Genomic DNA, 17,135 nt, shown 5'->3' on the forward strand with positions numbered 1-17,135 from the left:
GACCGCCGCGGGGCGGCCGCCGAGCGTCCGAGGCCGTCATGGGCGTCTCGTCACCGGATGCGGAGGTGGTCGAGGTACGACCGCACGTTGCGCCGGGTCTCGGCGACGCTGTCGCCGCCGAACTTCTCGGTGACGGCGTCCGCGAGGACCAGCGCCACCATCGCCTCGGCCACGATCCCGGCTGCCGGGACCGCGCACACGTCGGAGCGCTGGTGGTGGGCCCGCGTGGCCTCCCCCGTGGCGACGTCCACCGTGGCGAGCGCGCGCGGGACGGTCGCGATCGGTTTCATCGCGGCCCGTACGCGCAGCGGTTCACCCGTGGACAGGCCGCCCTCGGTGCCGCCCGAGCGGCCCGTCGAACGCCGGATGCCGTCCTGGGTGTTCACGATCTCGTCGTGCGCCCTGGAGCCGGGCACCCGGGCCAGGCCGAAGCCGTCGCCGACCTCGACGCCCTTGATGGCCTGGATCCCCATCAGCGCGGCGGCGAGCCGGGCGTCCAGCCTGCGGTCCCAGTGCACGTGCGAGCCGAGGCCGACCGGGACGCCGTAGGCGAGGACCTCGACCACACCGCCGAGGGTGTCGCCGTCCTTGTGGGCCTGGCCGATCTCCGCGACCATCGCCTTGGAGGCCGCCAGGTCCAGGCAGCGCACCGGATCCTCGTCCAGCCTCGCCGTGTCCGCGGGCGTCGGGCACATCCCGTACGGGGCCTTGACCGAGGCCAGCTCCACCACATGCGAGACGACCTCGACACCGGCCGCCTCCTTGAGGAAGGACCGGGCCACCGCGCCCAGCGCCACCCGGGCCGCCGTCTCCCGCGCCGAGGCGCGCTCCAGGACCGGCCGGGCCTCGTCGAAGCCGTACTTCTGCATGCCCGCGAGGTCCGCGTGCCCGGGGCGGGGGCGGGTCAGCGGGGCGTTGCGTGCCAGGGCCGCGAGTTCGGCGGGATCCACGGGATCGGCCGACATGACCTTCTCCCACCTGGGCCACTCGGTGTTGCCGACCATGACCGCGATCGGGGAGCCCAGCGAAAGGCCGTGGCGCACCCCGCCGAGGAAGGTGATCTCGTCCTGCTCGAAGTTCATCCGCGCCCCGCGGCCATGGCCCAGGCGCCGCCGGGCCAGATGGTCCGCCACCAGCCCGGTGGTGACGGGGACGCCGGCGGGCAGGCCCTCCAGGGTCGCCACGAGTGCCGGTCCGTGGGACTCCCCCGCGGTCAGCCAGCGCACATTACCCATGGTGTTTTGTGTCCTTCGCTCCGTGCCGGCCGGCCTTGGTCACATACGGGTCCATCAACGGTCCCGGTACGTCTCTGCGACGAGGAACGCCAGGTCGAGGGCCTGGCTCCGGTTGAGCCGCGGGTCGCACGCGGTCTCGTACCGGTCCTTCAGGTCCGCGTCCAGGATCTCGTCACCGCCGCCGACGCACTCGGTGACGTCGTCGCCGGTCAGTTCGACGTGGATGCCGCCGGGGTGGGTCCCCAGGCCGTGGTGCACCTCGAAGAACCCCTTGACCTCGTCCAGGACGTCATCGAACGTGCGGGTCTTGTACCCGCTCTCGGAGGAGAAGGTGTTGCCGTGCATCGGGTCGCACTGCCACACCACGCGGGCTCCGGACGCCGTGACCTTCTCGACCAGTCCGGGCAGCCTGTCGCGGACCCGGGCCGCGCCCATCCTGGTGATGAACGTCAGCCGGCCCGGCTCACGGCCGGGGTCCAGCTTCTCGATCAGCGCCAGCGCGTCGTCCGCGGTGGTGGCCGGGCCGAGCTTGACTCCGATCGGGTTGCGGATCTTCGACGCGAACTCGACGTGCGCGCCGTCCAGCCGGCGGGTGCGCTCACCGATCCACACCATGTGCCCGGAGACGTCGTACAGTTCGCCGCTGCGGGAGTCGGTACGGGTCAGGGCTGCCTCGTAGTCCAGCACGAGAGCCTCGTGACTGGCGTAGAACTCGACGGTCCGCAGTTCCTCCGCGTCCATCCCACAGGCACGCATGAAGGCGAGCGCCTTGTCGATCTCCCCGGCCAGCTGCTCGTAGCGCTTGCCCGAGGGGGACATCGCGACGAAGTCCTGGTTCCAGGCGTGCACCTGGCGCAGGTCCGCGTAGCCGCCCGTGGTGAAGGCGCGTACCAGGTTCAGCGTCGCCGCCGACGCGTGGTACATCCGCTTGAGCCGCTCCGGGTCCGGGGTGCGGGACTCCGGGGTGAACTCGGTGCCGTTGACCGAGTCGCCCCGGTAGACGGGCAGTTCGACGCCGTTCCGTGTCTCGGTGTCCCGGGAGCGGGGCTTGGAGTACTGGCCGGCGATCCGGCCCACCTTCACCACGGGGACGGAGGCCGCGTAGGTCAGTACGGCCGCCATCTGCAGCAGCGTCTTCAGCTTGCTCCGGATCTGCTCGACGCCGACCTTGTCGAAGGTCTCGGCGCAGTCGCCGCCCTGGAGCAGGAACGCTTCCCCCCGGGCGACCGCGGCGAGTCGCGAGCGGAGCAGGTCGCATTCACCCGCGAAGACCAGCGGTGGACGGGACTCGAGTTCGGCGACCACGCCGCGCAGGGCCTCCGGGTCGGGCCACGGGGGCTGCTGAGCCGCCGGGAACGAGCGGTACGAGTGGATATTGCTCATGCTGGACCGGCGGTGGCTCCGGAGTGCCGGGCCACCGCCTTTCCCTCTCTGGTCTGGCTCGCACGGGAACGCGGGACGACGCTGTCACGCCTTGTCACTGCCGCCCGTGGCGGCCGCTGCCGGCCGCCACGGGGCCTTCCTCACGCCACGAACGCGTCACCGGCTCGCAGCACTTCGAGCCACTCCTCGGAACTGCGGCTCCCGAGCGCCCCGGCCTGCGCGTCCACGACGGGGCCGGGCTCCGGGGCCCCCGCGTGCGGATAGCTGCCCAGGAAGCACACGTTGATCCCCTTCCGGTGCAGAGCCATGATCGCCAGCCCCACCCCCTCGTCGTCGATGTGCCCGTTGACGTCGAGGAAGAAGTGGTAGCTGCCGAGACCGGTACCGGCGGGCCAGGACTGCACCCAGGTCACATCGACGCCCCGGCCGGAGAAGGAGGCCAGGAGATCCGTCACCGGGCGCCCCCTGACCTCGTCGGCCGGCAGCAGGAACGAACTGCGGTCACGGCCGGTCGGGGCGGGGGCGGGGGCGGCCCTGCGCAGGGCGACGAACCGGGTGATCGCGTCCTCGCGCTCACCGATGCCCGAGGCGAGGACCTCGAGACCGTACCGTTCGGCGGCGACGGGGGCGGCGATGGCCGCGTCGCACGCCAGATCGGACTCGGAGACCTCCCGCGCGGCGCTCGCCGTCGACGTGGAGAGCAGCACCCGGGCATTCGGCAGCCGCCCGGCCAGCCACTGGCGGCACTGCCCGTGGGCGTGCGGATGGCTCAGTACGCGCTGGATGTCGTCGAGCCGGGTGCCGGGCTTGGCCATCAGCGAGAATCCGACGGGCAGCTCGATCTCGGCGGTGATGTGCAGGGTGTTGCCGCTGCCCGCCAGTTCGTCCAGGGTGGCGGGGACCACGCCCCTGACCGAGTTCTCCAGCGGTACCACGGCGGTGGAGACCGTACCGTCGCGCACGGCGTCCAGCGCCGTGCCCACCGTGGTGAAAGGCGTCCACGGGGAACCCGTGGCTGCCGGAAGCAGTCTCAGGGCCGCTTCCGCGAAGGTTCCGCGCGGGCCCAGATAGGCATAGGTCATCGGGCATCCACTACTTACCGGTGCCGCCGCGGGACAACCGCAACACCAGCATCGCGACCTCGGTCCCGAGCCGGCCGAGCGAGGCGCGGTAGCGGTCGATGATCTGGGCCTCACGGGCCACGGCGAGCTGCGGTCCGCCTGCGGCCTTGCGGATCTCCTGGATCTCGGCGGAGACGGCGACGCGCTGTTCGATCAGCGCTATCAGCCGGCCGTCGATCTCATCGATACGGGCACGGCGCTGCAGGATGGCGGCGTCGGCATCCGGGGCGTCGACGGGGACGCCGGTGCGCGGGCCGGCGGTGTTGCTGGGCACGGAAAGTCTCCTTACGGCGGGATGTGTGCGGAAGGCCGGCACGGGGCCGGGCCTGATCAGGACGCCGGCACGAGCGTGCGCCCGAGCTCCAGCGCCAGCCTCGCCTTGACGATGTCCAGGTCCTCGCAGTCGCCGCCGGCCCGCTCGGCGATGTGCACCCGGTAGAGCTCGTGCAGCCGCTCGTCGTCGACCTCGACGCCCAGCTGTTCCAGCAGGTGGCGCAGCACGGCCCGGCCGGAGTGGCGGCCGATCAGCAGGGAGCGCTCACGGCCGAACCGGGAGGGCTCCACGTACTCGTACGTCTCCGGGTTGGCCAGGATGCCCTGCTGGTGGATGCCCGCGGTGGTGCCGAAGGCGTACGTCCCGAAGATCGCCTTGTTGCGCGGCTGCTCCAGCCGGATGATCCCGCGCAACGCCGTGTACGCCGCGTACATGGCGGAGATGTCGATGTCCGTGTGGACCTTGAGGTGGTCGCTCTTGTACGCGAGCACACCGGCCAGCTCCTCCAGGGCCGTGTTGCCCGCGCGTTCCCCGATGCCGCCGAGGGTCGCCTGGACCTCGTCCGCGCCGGCCTCGATGCCCGCGAGGGCGTTGGCGAGCGACAGCCCGAAGTCGTCGTGGCAGTGCGTGGACAGCCTGATCGGGGCCGGGGCCCAGCGGCGGATCTTGCCGATGAGCGTGCCGTACTGGTCGGGGGTGGTGCAGCCGGAGGTGTCGGCGATGATGACGCAGGTGGCGCCGGCCTCCACGGCGCTCTCGGTGAGCGCCTGGAGGAAACCGTCCTCGCTGCGGGTGGCGTCCTCGATCCCGACGGAGATGTGCTCGACGCCCAGGGAGCGGGCGAAGGCCACCGTGTCCACCACCTCGGCGACGGACTGCTCGCGGGTGATGCCGCGCTTGTACTTCAGGTGCAGATCGCTGCCGGTGGCGACCATCTGGACCTCGTGGTTCACCGTCCCGCCGGCCTCCACCGCGGTTTCCACGTCACGGCGGGTGGTGCGGGAGAAGGTGGCGAAGCGGGCCGAGGTCAGCTCTTTCGAGATGAGCCGGGTGGCTTCGAAGTCGCTGGGCGACGAGGCGGGGAATCCGGCCTCCACCGAATCCACCCCGAGCGCCTCGATCCGCAGGGCCATGTCCAGCTTCTGCTCGGGGTTCATCGCATTCGCGGGAGCCTGTTCGCCGTCACGAAGAGTGGTGTCGAAGACAGATATGCGCCGGGTGGCACGCTGGTCGGACATTGCTCTCTCCCCCTGGAGTTCCCATAAGAATTGCGTCATCCGTGCTCAATGCTGTTTCTCTTCCGCCACCGGACCGGTGGGGCGGCCCGGTGGCATCGCGCCGCTCAGCTCACCGTTTCGTCAGAGCCGACGAGAGGCGGGTGACCGCCTCCTCGATGACCTCCCGCGACGTGGCGAAGGAAAGGCGCACATGCCCTTCCCCGCCCGGCCCGAAGGCCGACCCGGGGGTCAGGGCCACGCCCGCCTCACGCAGCGCCCAGGAGGCGAACCCGGTGCTCGTCGCGAACCCGGTGCGGCGGATGTCGGCGAAGGCGTAGAAGGCCCCCTCCGGTGGAGGACAGGACACCCCGGGAAGGGAGTCGAGGCCCGCGACGATCAGCTCGCGCCGCGCCGCGTACTCCTCGACCATGTCCTGGACGAAGTCCTGCCGGCCGGTCAGCGCCGCGACACCGCCCCGCTGGACGAACGAGCCGGCACAGCCGACCGTGTGCTCCTGGGCCTTGAGCACCTGGCCGATGACCTCGGCGGAGCCCGCGACGTATCCGAGCCGCCAGCCGGTCATCGCGTAGCCCTTGGAGAATCCGTTGACCGTGAGCGTGCGTTCGGCGCATCCGGGGAAGCCGGCCAGTGTGAGGTGCTCGCCGCCGTCGTACCGGATCTTCTCGTAGATCTCGTCGGCGATGATGAAAAGGTCGTGCGCGACGGCGAAATCCGCTATGTCCTGGGCCTCTTCGCGGGACAGCACCCGTCCGGTCGGGTTGTTCGGGGTGTTCACCAGAACGGCTTTGCTGCGGGGCGACACCCGGCTTTCGAGAAGCTCCCGGGTGATGCGGAAACCGTCGTCCGCGCTCAGTTCGGCCGGCACCGGACGGGCCCCGGCGAGCTGGGCCATGGACGTGTAGCTGACCCAGCTGGGTGTGGGGATGATCAGCTCGTCGTCCGGGTCCAGGACCGCGAGCAACGAGATGAACAGCGCGTGCTTGGCGGACGGGGTGATGATGACGTCGGTCGCGGGATCGGTGACCAGCGCGTTGTCCTTCGCCAGTTTCTCGCTGACGGCCTCGCGCAGCGGGAGCAGGCCCCGGCTGGGTGTGTAGTGCGTGAACCCCTCGCCCAGCGCGGCGCTCGCCTCGGCCGCGATGTGGTCCGCGGTCGCGAAGTCCGGTTCCCCGCCGTTGAGATCGAGAACCTTGACGCCCTGCGCCCGAAGGGCGTGGACCTGGTCGAGCAGGGCTACGGTGGCCGACCTCTCGAGCTTCGAGAAGCGGGTCGCCATACGGTTCTTCACGGAAGTGTTCCCCCTCTGATGGATCTCGGTACGGCGCGGGCGGGAGAGAGACGCGGGTGGGGTCGCGCCTCTCTCCCGCCCGGCGGGTGAGCCGGCTCCCGGGGCCCGTGCTCCCGGCAGCCGCGTCGGCTACGGGCCGGAGGCTCAGTAACCGACGGTGAAGCGCTTCTGGATGTGCTTCGGGGTGTCGAGCTCGTCGACGAACGCGACCGCGTAGTCCTCGGCGCTGATGCGGCTGTTGCCGTCCTCACCGATGACCAGGTCGTCCAGGCCGAGCCGGTAGTTCCCGGTGCGCTCGCCCGGCTCGATCTGGGCGGCCGGGGAGAAGTGGGTCCACTTCACGTCGGAGACGGTGCGCAGGTAGTCGAGCGCGTCGCCCTGGCCCCGCATGACCTGGGTGACCAGCTCCGGCAGACCGGGGGTGTCCCAGACCTTCTTGCCGTCGGGGGTGTTGAGGGAGCCCGCACCACCGATCGAGATGAAGCGGGGGGCGCCGGCACCGAGCAGCCGCAGACCTTCGACGAGGGACTCGGCGGCGTTGCGGACGAACGCGGCGTGCGCCTTGCCGTCGGTGTAGCCGCCGCCGACCGCGGAGACGACCGCGTCCTTGCCCTCGGCGACCTCGGCGACCGACTTGGCGTTCAGCACGTCACCACTGGTGACCGTCAGGTTCGGGTGCGACACGGTGAGCTCGCCGGCGCTGCCCACCACGACGGCGGTCACCTCGTAGCCGCGGTTCAGCGCCTCGGTGAGGATGCGCGAGCCGAACGTACCGGTGGCACCGAAGAAAGCGATCTTCTTGGACATGGGAATGCGTTCCTGTCTTTCGGGGGACCCGGGCGGACGCCCGGGGGAGGAGCTCGGTGGAGCGGAAGATGCGGTCGGCCTGTGGCATCCGGGCCCGGTCGGCCGGCCGGCCGCGCGCAGCGACGGGCAGCTGCGGTCTGTGGGTGCGTCGTGCGCTGCGGGGCAGCGCTCAGGGAAGGGCGATCGACTGCGCGTGCCGGAACACGTTCATCGGGTCGTACCTCTTCTTGACCTGCTGCAGACGCGGGTAGTGGTCCTTGTAGTAGAGCGTCGTCCAGGCGACCCCGGAGGTGTTCTGCGCGGGGTCGGTGATGTCCGCGTCGGGGTAGTTCACGTAGCAGCCGTCGGTGGCCGCGTTCGGTACCGGATAGCCGCCACTGGTGGAGTACACCTCCGTGTACACCTCGCGCAGCCAGCCGGTGTTCTCGGCGTCGTCGGCGGCGGTCGACCACTGGGTGGCGTAGAGCGCCTTGAAGACCGAGTCGCGCTGGGCGGAGGCCGTGTCGTCGGCGTGGACCGTGTTGACCTTCGAGCCGTAGCCGAAGAGCATCACGTTGGCCACCGGGTTGCTGAAGTCGGTGCGGGTCAGGTGGTTGTAGAGCGAGCCGGCCTGGGCGGCCGTGAAGCCCTTGCGGTGGTACGCCGACTTGTTGGCCGAGCGCAGGGTCGGGTTGGTCAGCGCCGGGTTGTTGGTGCCGAGCAGCCGCACCGAGGTGAGCCAGGGCAGCTTGCGCGGGGTGAAGAACTCCGGCAGCGGGCCCTGCTCACCGACCGCCTCGGCCAGCGGCGCGGTCTCCACCCCGGTCGGCGAGGTGATCTCGACGAGGTAGTCCTCGATCAGCTGCCGGGCGTTCGGTACGGAGGCGTCGAGCTGGGTGATGATGCCGATGTTCCCGTTGGACCTGTGGTTCATCACCAGCAGGCTGGTGAGCGCCGAAGCGGGTGAGTCCAGCGTGCTGTTGCGCTCGTGCCAGTCACCGTAGTGCCGCACCAGGGAGATGAACTTGTCCTTGTCGAAATCCGCCCAGGGCAGCGAGACCGCGCTCAGGTAGACGTCCTTCGGCGGGCTCATGAGCTGGTCCGCCGGCGTGCTGCCGAAGGCGCCGGGCGAGCGGAAGAAGTACCGCGTCACCACACCGAAGTTCCCTCCGCCACCACCGGTGTGCGCCCACCACAGGTCGCGGTGGGGATCGGTGGCCTCCCGGGTGGCCTTCTTGATCCTGACGGTGCCGTCCGCCTCGACGATCACGATCTCGACCGCGTACAGGTGGTCGACGGTGATGCCGTACTGACGTGACAGCAGACCGAAGCCGCCGCCGGCTATGTGCCCGCCGATACCCACCGAGTAGCACAGGCCGCCGGGCAGCGCGACGCCCCAGCCCTTGTAGAGCGCCTGATAGGCGTGCAGGAGGGTCGCGCCCGCCTCCACCACGAAGGCGTTGTGGGAGGAGTCGTAGTAGACCTCGTCCATCTGCGTCATGTCGATGAGCGTCTTCACCCCGGGGTTGAAGACGAAGTCGGCGTAGCAGTGACCGCCCCCGCGCACCGCGATGCGCTTGCCGGCCGCGACGGCCTCCTGCACCACGGCCGCCACCTGCGCGGTGTCGTGGACCACCTTGACCGTGTCGGGAGTGCCGACCCAGCGGGTGTTGTGGCCGACCGTCATCTCCTGGTAGCGGGCATCGCCCGGCAGGATGGTGGTCACGGGCTCCACCGGAATGGACTGCCCCGTGGCCGAGGCTGGAGAAGTGCCCAGCACCGTTGCGCTGACGACCCCCGCGGCGGCGCCGGTAAGCACCGTCCGTCTGTTCAACATGCTCACTTCTTGTACCTGAGACCTCTCTGGACCACATCACCTGAAAGTCGCGCGGAATGTATGGATATTCCATCCGCGCAACTACACCCCCGCACAGTGGCGTCGAATTGATCCGGCGGCGGGAAAACCCGCGAACCGAGGATTTTTCCGCACTGCGCCGATGGATCAAAGCAACCGGTTCGAAGGCTTGTCAAGCGTTGCCCGAGGGCTCCATAAACCTGCCTACACCTGAGGGAGAGGGTGTCCTCCACCCTCCACCTTCGGGGGTGGAGGCCCTCCACCAAGGTGGAGAGCGGCACGGGTCAATTCATCCTTAGGCTGATGACCCGACCGGGGGCAGTGGGTACAGAATTACCCCCACAGTGGTCGCCCAGGCGATCGTCCATCGATTTGGAATAGCGAGTCATGCAGCCTTTTTATGAACTCACCGACGCCGAGCGCGATGGGCTCGCCGCAGCTCTGGCCGCGGTCACCAAGAGCCCGTACGAGGACTACCCGGCCTTCTCCCGCTCGGTGACCGATCTGGTGGACCGGGGTGAGGTGCCGGCGTTCTTCGCCGAAGCCGTGGCCGGCATCCGTGCGGAACGCGAGTCCGGTACGTCGGACGCGCACGTCCTGCGCAACTGCCCCATCGACCCGGTCGTCCCGGTCCTGAACCACGACGATCCGCTCGCCGACAAGTACGCGAAGAAGAAGACCTTCGTCGGTGAGGCGCTGCTCGAACTGTTCGCGCAGCTCGCCGGCACACCGCTGCTCGCGTACGACACCCGCTTCAACGGCGACTTCTTCACGGACGTCATCGCGATCAACCGCTACAGCGGGAAGCAGACCGGTTTCAGCGACGGCGAACTGGTCTTCCACAACGACCGCACCGCGCACCCGGTCCGCGCCGACTTCATCTCCCTGGTGGGCATGCGCTGCCCCGGGGGCGAGCTCACCTACACGGGGTTCGTCGAGGGCCGCGCCCTGCTGTCCCACCTGACGGCCGAGGAGCAGGAGATCCTGCGCAAGCCGTACTTCATCACGCCGTTCGACGTGTTCTCGCGTGACAACAACAAGAGCCTGACGGTCTCCGAGGCGCATCCGATCCTGGAGCGGGAGCACAGCATCCGCTACCTGGACACCCACACGACCGTGGCCCCCGACAGTCCGCCGGAGGCCAAGGACACCCTGATCGCGCTGAAGAACGCCCTGGTCCGCGCGGAGAAGAAGCGCCACCGGATCCTCACCGGTGACCTGTTCTCCTTCGCCAACCAGGACGGTCTGCACAGTCGCGACAAGATCGAGGTCAACGACCCGGAGCGGGCCCGTTCACGCTGGCTGCTGAAGACCTACGCGTTCCGCGACGAGGCGAACGCGGAACAGCACGCCGACAAGTGGATCAACGGTGTCCGCGGCCGGGTGGGCGACTAGGGCGTGTTTCGAAAGCCCCGCCTTCCCGGCGGCGTCTGGCACGCACGCTCGCCGCGTTGTCGGGATCACCCCGATACAACCAGTATCGGGGTGACCCTCCGCCTTGCGATCGCACGCACCAGACGCCGCCGGGCCCGCCCTCCGGGCGGACGGCGCTACTTTCGAAACACGCCCTAGGGGTAGCTGCGGGCCACCTCCCGCCGGACCCGTGCGTTCCCGTCGGGGCGTGCGGGGCCGTGCGGTGCGGGCGCGGTGGTGCCACGTGTCAGCAGAACGGCTTCGAGGCGGTTGCGTACGCCCAGCTTGGTGAGGGTGTGCGAGATGTGGCTCTTGACGGTCGCCGAGGAGACCCGCAGGCGGTCCGCCACCTCGACGGTCGACAGACCGTCGGTCAGCAGGTCGAGGACCTCGCGCTCCCGGTCGGTGAGCGCGCTCAGCAGCCGCTGGAGGGAGTCGTCGTGAGGTCCCGGGGCGGTCCGGACGGGCTGCGCCACGGGCCGGCGCTCGGCCGGGGACCGGTACAGCACCTGCAGTTCGGGCGAGAGGACCACATGACCGGAGGCGACCGCCCGGGCAGCCGCCGCCAGGCCGCCGATCCGGGTGTCCTTCATCAGGCATCCCTTCGCGCCGGCCTGCAGCACGGCATCCAGCTTGGCCTTCGTCCAGCCGACACCGATCAGCAGGACCTCGATCCCGCAGGCGGCCAGTTCCCGGACCGTACTGGCCGGTTCGCAGTTGTAGCCCATGCCGAGCACGGCGACATCGACCTGGTCGAGCGGCCAGTCCTTGAGCGGTTGCCTGATGTCGACGCTGGCGACCAGCTGCAGCCGGTCGGCCCGGTGCACCACACCGCCCAGTACATGCCGGGAAATCGGGTCCTGGTCCGCAAGCAGAATGCGAGCTTCCGGATCCGCCACCCTGCCGTTCGTGAACCAGTCGTCCTCGAATATGTGAGTTTCCATGAGGCCCCCCTCCTCGTTGATGACCGAAACGATACATGTCCGCTTCCCGATGCTCCTCCGGATGAGACAAACGCTACAGATTGAAAGATCCTGGAACTCCCGGCATTTCGGACAGGTGGATGGGTGAGTGTGGCTTGAAATGGACCCTTTAGTGGTCTCGGATACTGGGCGGTAGCTGGATCTCGGCCATTTCGGGACAAGGCGGTGCCCCGGGGGGTGGTGCCCGGCCATGCGGTGAGAGCCGGCCCGCGTGAGGGATGTTCGTCGGCGTTTTATGCCTGGTACGAGAACTGAACGAAGATATTCACAAGGAGTTAAAGGTTCCATGGGTTCGACATTGGCGCAGAAGACGTGGGATGCCCATGTCGTACGACACGGCGATGACGGCGGCGATCTCCTCTACGTCGATATGCATCTGCTGCACGAGGTGAACACGCCCCAGGCGTTCGACGACCTGCGGGCCGCCGGCCGTGCCGTCCGGAGGCCCGATCTCACGGTGGGTACCGAGGACCACAACACGCCCACCGTCGCCATCGACAAGGTGATCCAGGATCCGGCCGGCCGCCGCCAGACCACGTTGATGCGGGCGAACTGCGAGGAGTTCGGCATTCCGCTGCACCGCCTGGGCTCCGCGGGCCAGGGCATCGTGCATGTCATCGGGCCCGAACTCGGCCTGGTGCGGCCTGGGATGACCATCGTCTGCTGCGACTCCCACACCACCACGCTCGGTGCCTTCGGAGCGGTCGCCTTCGGCATCGGCACCAAGCAGGTGGAGCACGTCCTGGCCACCCAGACCCTGCCGATGGCCCGGCCCAAGGACATGGCCGTCACCGTCACCGGTGAACTGCCGCCCGGCGTCACGGCCAAGGACCTGGTGCTCGCGATCATCGCGAGGATCGGTACGGGCGGCGGCGTGGGCCACATCATCGAATACCGGGGTGCCGCCGTGACAGCCCTCTCGATGGAGGGCCGGATGACGCTGTGCAACATGTCGGTCGAGGCCGGCTCGCGCGCCGGGCTGATCGCCCCGGACGAGACGACCTTCGCCTACCTCAGGACCCGCCCCGGCATGCCGCAGGGCGCCGACTGGGAGGCCGAGGTCGCCCACTGGAAGTCACTGCGAAGCGACGAGGACGCGGTGTACGACAAGGAGGTCGTCATCGACGCCTCCACCCTCACCCCCTATGTCTCCTGGGGCAACAACCCGGGCCAGTCCATCCCCCTGGACGCCGTGGTGCCCGCTCCGGCCGACTTCAGCGACCCGCAGGAGCGGGTCGCGGCGGAACGGGCACTGGCTTACATGGACCTCGAACCGGGCACGGGGATGCGGGAACTCCCCATCGACGCCGTCTTCCTCGGCTCCTGCACCAACGGCCGCATCGAGGACCTGCGTGCCGCGGCCGAGGTGCTCGAAGGGCGCAAGGTGGCCGACGGCCTCCACATGATGATCGTGCCCGGCTCGACGCCGGTGCGGGAGCAGGCCGTCGCCGAGGGCCTCGACCGGGTGTTCGCCGAGGCCGGTGCCGACTTCCGGCCCGCCGCCGGCTGCTCGATGTGCGCCGCCCTCAACGAGGACCGGCTGCTGCCGGGCCAGCGCGCCGCCTCCACCAGCAACCGCAACTTCGAGGGCCGGCAGGGAAAGGGCTCGCGTACCCACATCGTCTCGCCGGCGGTCGCGGCCGCCACGGCCGTCGCCGGCCGGCTCGCTGCCCCCGCAGACCTCTGAGGCTCAAGGAACCGCACCCATGGACAAGTTCACCGTTCACACCGGTACGGCGATGCCGCTGCGCCGCAGCAACGTCGACACCGACCAGATCATCCCGGCCCGGTTCGTCCCCTACTTCAGCTGGAAGGGCCACGCCAACGCCCTCTTCGCGGACTGGCGCGACGACCCCGCGTTCCCCCTGAACCTGCCGCAGTACCAAGGCGCGACGGTGCTGCTCGCCGGTAACGACTTCGCCACCGGGTCCTCCCGGGAGTCCGCGGTCTGGGCCCTCGAACGGTTCGGTTTCAAGGCCGTCATAGCACCCCGGTTCGGTGACATCTTCCGCGGTAACTCCCTGATGCGCGGCCTGCTCACGGTCGCCGTCCCGGCCGCCGTGGTCGAGAGGCTGTGGGAGGCGGTCGAGCGGGACCCCTTCACCGAGGTGACCGTCGACCTGGAGCTCCTGGAGGTCCGCTGCGGCGGCCTCGTCCAGCCCTTCGAACTCGACGAGGCCGCCCGGCAGCGGCTCCTCGCCGGCCGGGACCCGATCGCCGACACGCTGGCCGAGTCCGCCGACGCCATCACCGCGTACGAAGGAGGCCGCCGCCCCGCGCTGCCCGTGACCCGCTGACCGCCCCGCGCTGCCCGTGACCCGCTGACCGCCCCGCGCCACGGCCTCCCGCACCCCCCGTCCCACCGAGAACGGCTCCCCGCGAAGCGAGGGGAGCCGTTCTCGGCGCATGCGTACGAAGGAAGGGAAAAGACATGAAGATTTCTCAGTGCACGGCCTTTGTCGCCATTGCCGACACCGGAAGTTTCACGCTTGCCGCGAAGGCCCTGTCCATCAGCCAGTCGGCCGTGAGCCATGCGATATCGAGCCTTGAGAAGAACCTCGGGGTTTCCCTGATGAAACGCAGCCGCAGCGGTGTCGAATTCACCGAGATCGGGCAGCGCGTTCTCGAACACGCGCGTACCGTCGTGCACGGCGCGGAACAGATACGGCAGGAGGCCGAGGCCCTGCGCTCCCACCGGTCCGGCACGCTCAGGATCGGCACCAGCCAGAGCTTCGCCGCCAGCCTGCTGCCCCGGCTGCTGACCGAGTTCTGCGCTTCCTGGCCGGACATCGGGATCGAACTGCACGAGGGGACCGACCAGGAGATCGCCGAATGGCTCGGCGGGTACACGATCGACGTCGGCGTGGTGGCTCTGCCGAAGGAGAACCTCAGCACCGTCCCCCTGCTGCAGGACGAGATGTACGCCGTACTGCCGCCGGAGCACGCGCTGGCCGGGCGGCGCGCCCTGGGCATGGAGGAACTGGCCGACGAGTCGTTCGTCATGCCCGTCAGCGGTGTGGAGACGATGCTCCGCACGGTCTTCCGGGTCATCGGCCGCGAACCGCGCATCGCGTACCGCGCCCATGACGTCAACAGCCTGCTGTCCATGGTCGCCGAGGGCCTCGGGATCACGGTCGTGCCGGCCCTCGCCCTGCCGTCCGTACTGCCCCATCCGCAGCTGCGGGTGATCCCCTTCGCGCCTTCGCTGACCCGCCGTCTCGGTATCGGCGTCCGCACCGCGGCCCGCTGCACCCCGGCCGCCGAGGCATTCGTCGCCACGGCCCGGTCGCTGGCCCGCGACGGCGTCTGGTCCCGCTCCTCCGAACGGGGCCGGGGTGCCGACGCGGGCGGCCGGGCCGCGCCTCAGAACCCCTGGAGGCAGGGGGACCCGGGGAGTGTCCCGGCCGGACCGGGTGCCGGCGTCCGCACGGCGCCGTCCCGTTCCAGCGCGTGCCCGGCGATGGCGTCCGCGTCGTAGACGAAGTCGCTCCAGATCCCCGGCCTGCTGCTGCCCGCCTGCATGAACCAGCGGGTGTGCTCGGTCGGAATACCCAGCACGTACAGCCCGGTGTCGGCCGTTCGGCCGGTGGTGACCGGGTGGTACGGAGACCTGGTCACGGCCACTCCGCCGGTGTCGAACGCCTGATCGCCGGTGCCGTTGACATAACTGGTCCAGATCCCCTGCTCACGCAGCCGCCGGGTCAGCGGGGACGGGTCCCTGCGCAGGTCGGGGGGCGGGATCCGCGCGTCCAGGACGGTGTCCACGGTCACCTCGGAACCGGCGACCTGCGGCGAACGGGTACGGAACCGGCCACTCGCCGGGTCCGGTACGAAACGGGTGCCGGGGCCGACGATCCGCAGCACCCCTGCTCTGATCAGGGCGGCGGCCTGGGCCAGCCGGACCGGCGGCGGACCGGCGGCCAGGAAAGAGCTGCGGGGGACGTACCAGCCGAGGAAGTCATCACGGTGCGAGCCCGGCTCGAGTCCGGAGTAGTCGACGAACTCACGGATGACGCCGCGGGTGTCGCGCAGCACGTCGAGCGCGGCCTTGAGCGGTGACTCGACATTGCCGCGCGCCGCCTCCACCAGGTCGCGGCGGAGCACTTCGAGCAGGTCGCACTCGAAGGCCGCGTGGTCGTCGTACGTCCGGCCGGCGAAGGGGCGGGCCAGCCGGTCGAGGTCGAGCGGCGGGAGATCCCGCACGCCGTACCGCTGGGCGGCCGCGGCCACGTCGGGCACCGGCGAGCCGGCCGGGACGGCCAGTCCGGCCTTGAACTCGGCCTCCCGGCCGGCGCCGTGGCGGTGCCGGATCTCGGTGCCGTAGTACACCAGGTTCATCTCGGCGTGCAGCCACGGCCAGACGTCCGCCCGGAAGTCGACAGGGCCGTCCGGGGACTTCCCCGGGGTCCTGTGCCGGACGTGCTCCACCGTGAACAGCAGTGGGCGGTAGGGGTCGGTGGCCGATTTCTGGTTGCGACCCCGTGCGGGCAACGGCATGCCGCTGCGGGAACCCGCCACCAGCATGGGCTCCGCGCCGCTCGGCAGATACGTCAGCCGGCCCTCGGCATCCTCCTTGAAGGTCCCGCCACGGCCGAGGGTGAAGGCCGCCATCACGTCGTAGAAGGACAGGCCGAGACCGAGGATGCCGACCGTGGACGCGGACGAGACGTTGTCCAGATCCATGTCGGCCGCCGAATCCCCCTGGATGTAACGGAGTCCCGGCCGGTCCGACGCGAACTGTGCCAGCTCGCGCTGCTCGCCCGACGGGCCGGGCCTGGCGTGGCCGGTGGTGAGGACCACCCTGTCCACGGAGAGCCGCGATCCGTCCGAGAGCCGCAGCTGGTAGCCGTCGCCGGTACGGGTCAGGTCCTCGACCGACAGGCGCAACTCGTGCAGGTTGACGCCGGCGGGCAGTCCGCCGCGGACCGCGCTGAGCACGAAACGCATGTAGCGGCCGTAGACGGCGCGCGGCGCGTAGCTGTTGGGGCCCGGGTGGTCGGCGTCGGTCGCCCGCCACCACTCGCCGAAGGAGGGGCCGGCCCCGGCCCGGTGCGGGCCGTCGTCCGGCGTCCCGGAGAAGGCGGAGATCTCGTCGGCGACCGTGTTCATCATGAACCACTCGGGCTGGTCGCTGCGCCAGACCCGGCCGCAGCCCACCTCGACCGGATCTATCAGATAGATCTCCACGGGCCGTGCTTTTGCCGTCCGCGGCTCCGCGGCCAGCCGGGCGCCGAGCCGTTCGATCACACTCAGGCCGCGCGGCCCGCTGCCGACAACCGCGATGCGGTGTACGCCGACGGCGTCCAGCAGGCCCCGGGCCACTGCGGCTCCCGGCGCGGACGAGCCCACACGGTACTCCACCGTTCTCCCCCTAAACATTCGTCATCCACCCGGAATTACCGGGCGGGACGTAACTGCAATCCCTGATGACCGACCTTAAGCGGGCGTCAGCCGACATTCAACGGTGGTTAGTTCATGTATTGCATGAGGGTTATTGATGTGTCGGCCCGTGCTGCTAATTGTTGTTTACATCCGGTGTGAGGCGGGGTTAGGCTGCCG

Annotated in this window: 14 protein-coding genes; 4 read left to right on the forward strand and 10 right to left on the reverse strand. The window is 69.8% G+C overall.

Going from position 1 to position 17,135, the window contains the following annotated elements:
• Positions 1 to 50 precede the first annotated feature (50 nt).
• The 8 genes from aroC to CP967_RS17165 all read right to left on the reverse strand — a co-directional run bounded on the left by aroC (position 51) and on the right by CP967_RS17165 (position 9,051).
• Positions 51 to 1,235, reverse strand: coding sequence for a chorismate synthase (gene aroC / locus CP967_RS17130; RefSeq protein ID WP_150488805.1), 1,185 nt, complete (start codon positions 1,233 to 1,235; stop codon positions 51 to 53).
• 54 nt (positions 1,236 to 1,289) lie between these two features.
• Entirely contained in the window at positions 1,290 to 2,618 is a 1,329-nt protein-coding gene (locus tag CP967_RS17135; protein WP_150488806.1) for a class II 3-deoxy-7-phosphoheptulonate synthase, read from the reverse strand.
• A gap of 140 nt (positions 2,619 to 2,758) precedes the next feature.
• The gene (pheA, locus tag CP967_RS17140; protein ID WP_150488807.1) at positions 2,759 to 3,700 is read right to left on the reverse strand and encodes a prephenate dehydratase; all 942 of its coding nucleotides are present in this window, start codon (positions 3,698 to 3,700) and stop codon (positions 2,759 to 2,761) included.
• 10 nt (positions 3,701 to 3,710) lie between these two features.
• A complete protein-coding gene (locus CP967_RS17145) occupies positions 3,711 to 4,013 on the reverse strand; it encodes a chorismate mutase (protein ID WP_150488808.1) in 303 nt (100 codons plus the stop codon).
• A gap of 56 nt (positions 4,014 to 4,069) precedes the next feature.
• Positions 4,070 to 5,251, reverse strand: coding sequence for a LeuA family protein (locus CP967_RS17150; RefSeq protein ID WP_150488809.1), 1,182 nt, complete (start codon positions 5,249 to 5,251; stop codon positions 4,070 to 4,072).
• 109 nt (positions 5,252 to 5,360) lie between these two features.
• A complete protein-coding gene (locus CP967_RS17155) occupies positions 5,361 to 6,539 on the reverse strand; it encodes a pyridoxal phosphate-dependent aminotransferase (protein ID WP_208838871.1) in 1,179 nt (392 codons plus the stop codon).
• Between the two features lie 144 nt (positions 6,540 to 6,683).
• A complete protein-coding gene (locus tag CP967_RS17160) occupies positions 6,684 to 7,346 on the reverse strand; it encodes an NAD(P)-dependent oxidoreductase (RefSeq protein WP_150488810.1) in 663 nt (220 codons plus the stop codon).
• A 169-nt stretch (positions 7,347 to 7,515) separates the two neighbouring features.
• Positions 7,516 to 9,051 carry an FAD-binding oxidoreductase gene (locus CP967_RS17165; protein ID WP_229888414.1) on the reverse strand — a complete coding sequence of 512 codons (1,536 nt, stop codon included), beginning with the start codon at positions 9,049 to 9,051 and terminating at the stop codon, positions 7,516 to 7,518.
• Between the two features lie 516 nt (positions 9,052 to 9,567).
• Between CP967_RS17165 and CP967_RS17170 the strand changes: the two genes are divergently transcribed.
• Complete coding sequence (locus CP967_RS17170) at positions 9,568 to 10,575, forward strand: TauD/TfdA family dioxygenase (protein ID WP_150488812.1); 1,008 nt, start codon at positions 9,568 to 9,570, stop codon at positions 10,573 to 10,575.
• A 173-nt stretch (positions 10,576 to 10,748) separates the two neighbouring features.
• Here the strand turns inward: CP967_RS17170 and CP967_RS34315 are convergent, their stop codons facing one another.
• Entirely contained in the window at positions 10,749 to 11,537 is a 789-nt protein-coding gene (locus CP967_RS34315; protein WP_190175112.1) for a response regulator transcription factor, read from the reverse strand.
• A gap of 325 nt (positions 11,538 to 11,862) precedes the next feature.
• On the opposite strand from CP967_RS34315, the gene leuC reads away from it, so the two are divergent.
• From leuC to CP967_RS17190, 3 genes are all read left to right on the forward strand, one after another.
• The gene (leuC, locus tag CP967_RS17180) at positions 11,863 to 13,263 is read left to right on the forward strand and encodes a 3-isopropylmalate dehydratase large subunit (protein ID WP_150488813.1); all 1,401 of its coding nucleotides are present in this window, start codon (positions 11,863 to 11,865) and stop codon (positions 13,261 to 13,263) included.
• Positions 13,264 to 13,282: 19 nt separating this feature from the next.
• On the forward strand, positions 13,283 to 13,873 hold the full coding sequence (gene leuD, locus CP967_RS17185) for a 3-isopropylmalate dehydratase small subunit (protein ID WP_150488814.1): 591 nt from the start codon (positions 13,283 to 13,285) through the stop codon (positions 13,871 to 13,873).
• A 134-nt stretch (positions 13,874 to 14,007) separates the two neighbouring features.
• Complete coding sequence (locus CP967_RS17190) at positions 14,008 to 15,054, forward strand: LysR family transcriptional regulator (protein ID WP_150488815.1); 1,047 nt, start codon at positions 14,008 to 14,010, stop codon at positions 15,052 to 15,054.
• Here CP967_RS17190 and CP967_RS17195 read toward each other — a convergent pair.
• A complete protein-coding gene (locus CP967_RS17195; protein WP_167535395.1) occupies positions 14,940 to 16,937 on the reverse strand; it encodes an FAD/NAD(P)-binding protein in 1,998 nt (665 codons plus the stop codon). The two genes, CP967_RS17190 and CP967_RS17195, sit on opposite strands and share 115 nt — an antisense overlap.
• Between the last annotated feature and the right edge of the window lie 198 nt (positions 16,938 to 17,135).

This window comes from Streptomyces nitrosporeus (genome assembly GCF_008704555.1).
Classification (GTDB): Bacteria; Actinomycetota; Actinomycetes; order Streptomycetales; family Streptomycetaceae; genus Streptomyces; species Streptomyces nitrosporeus.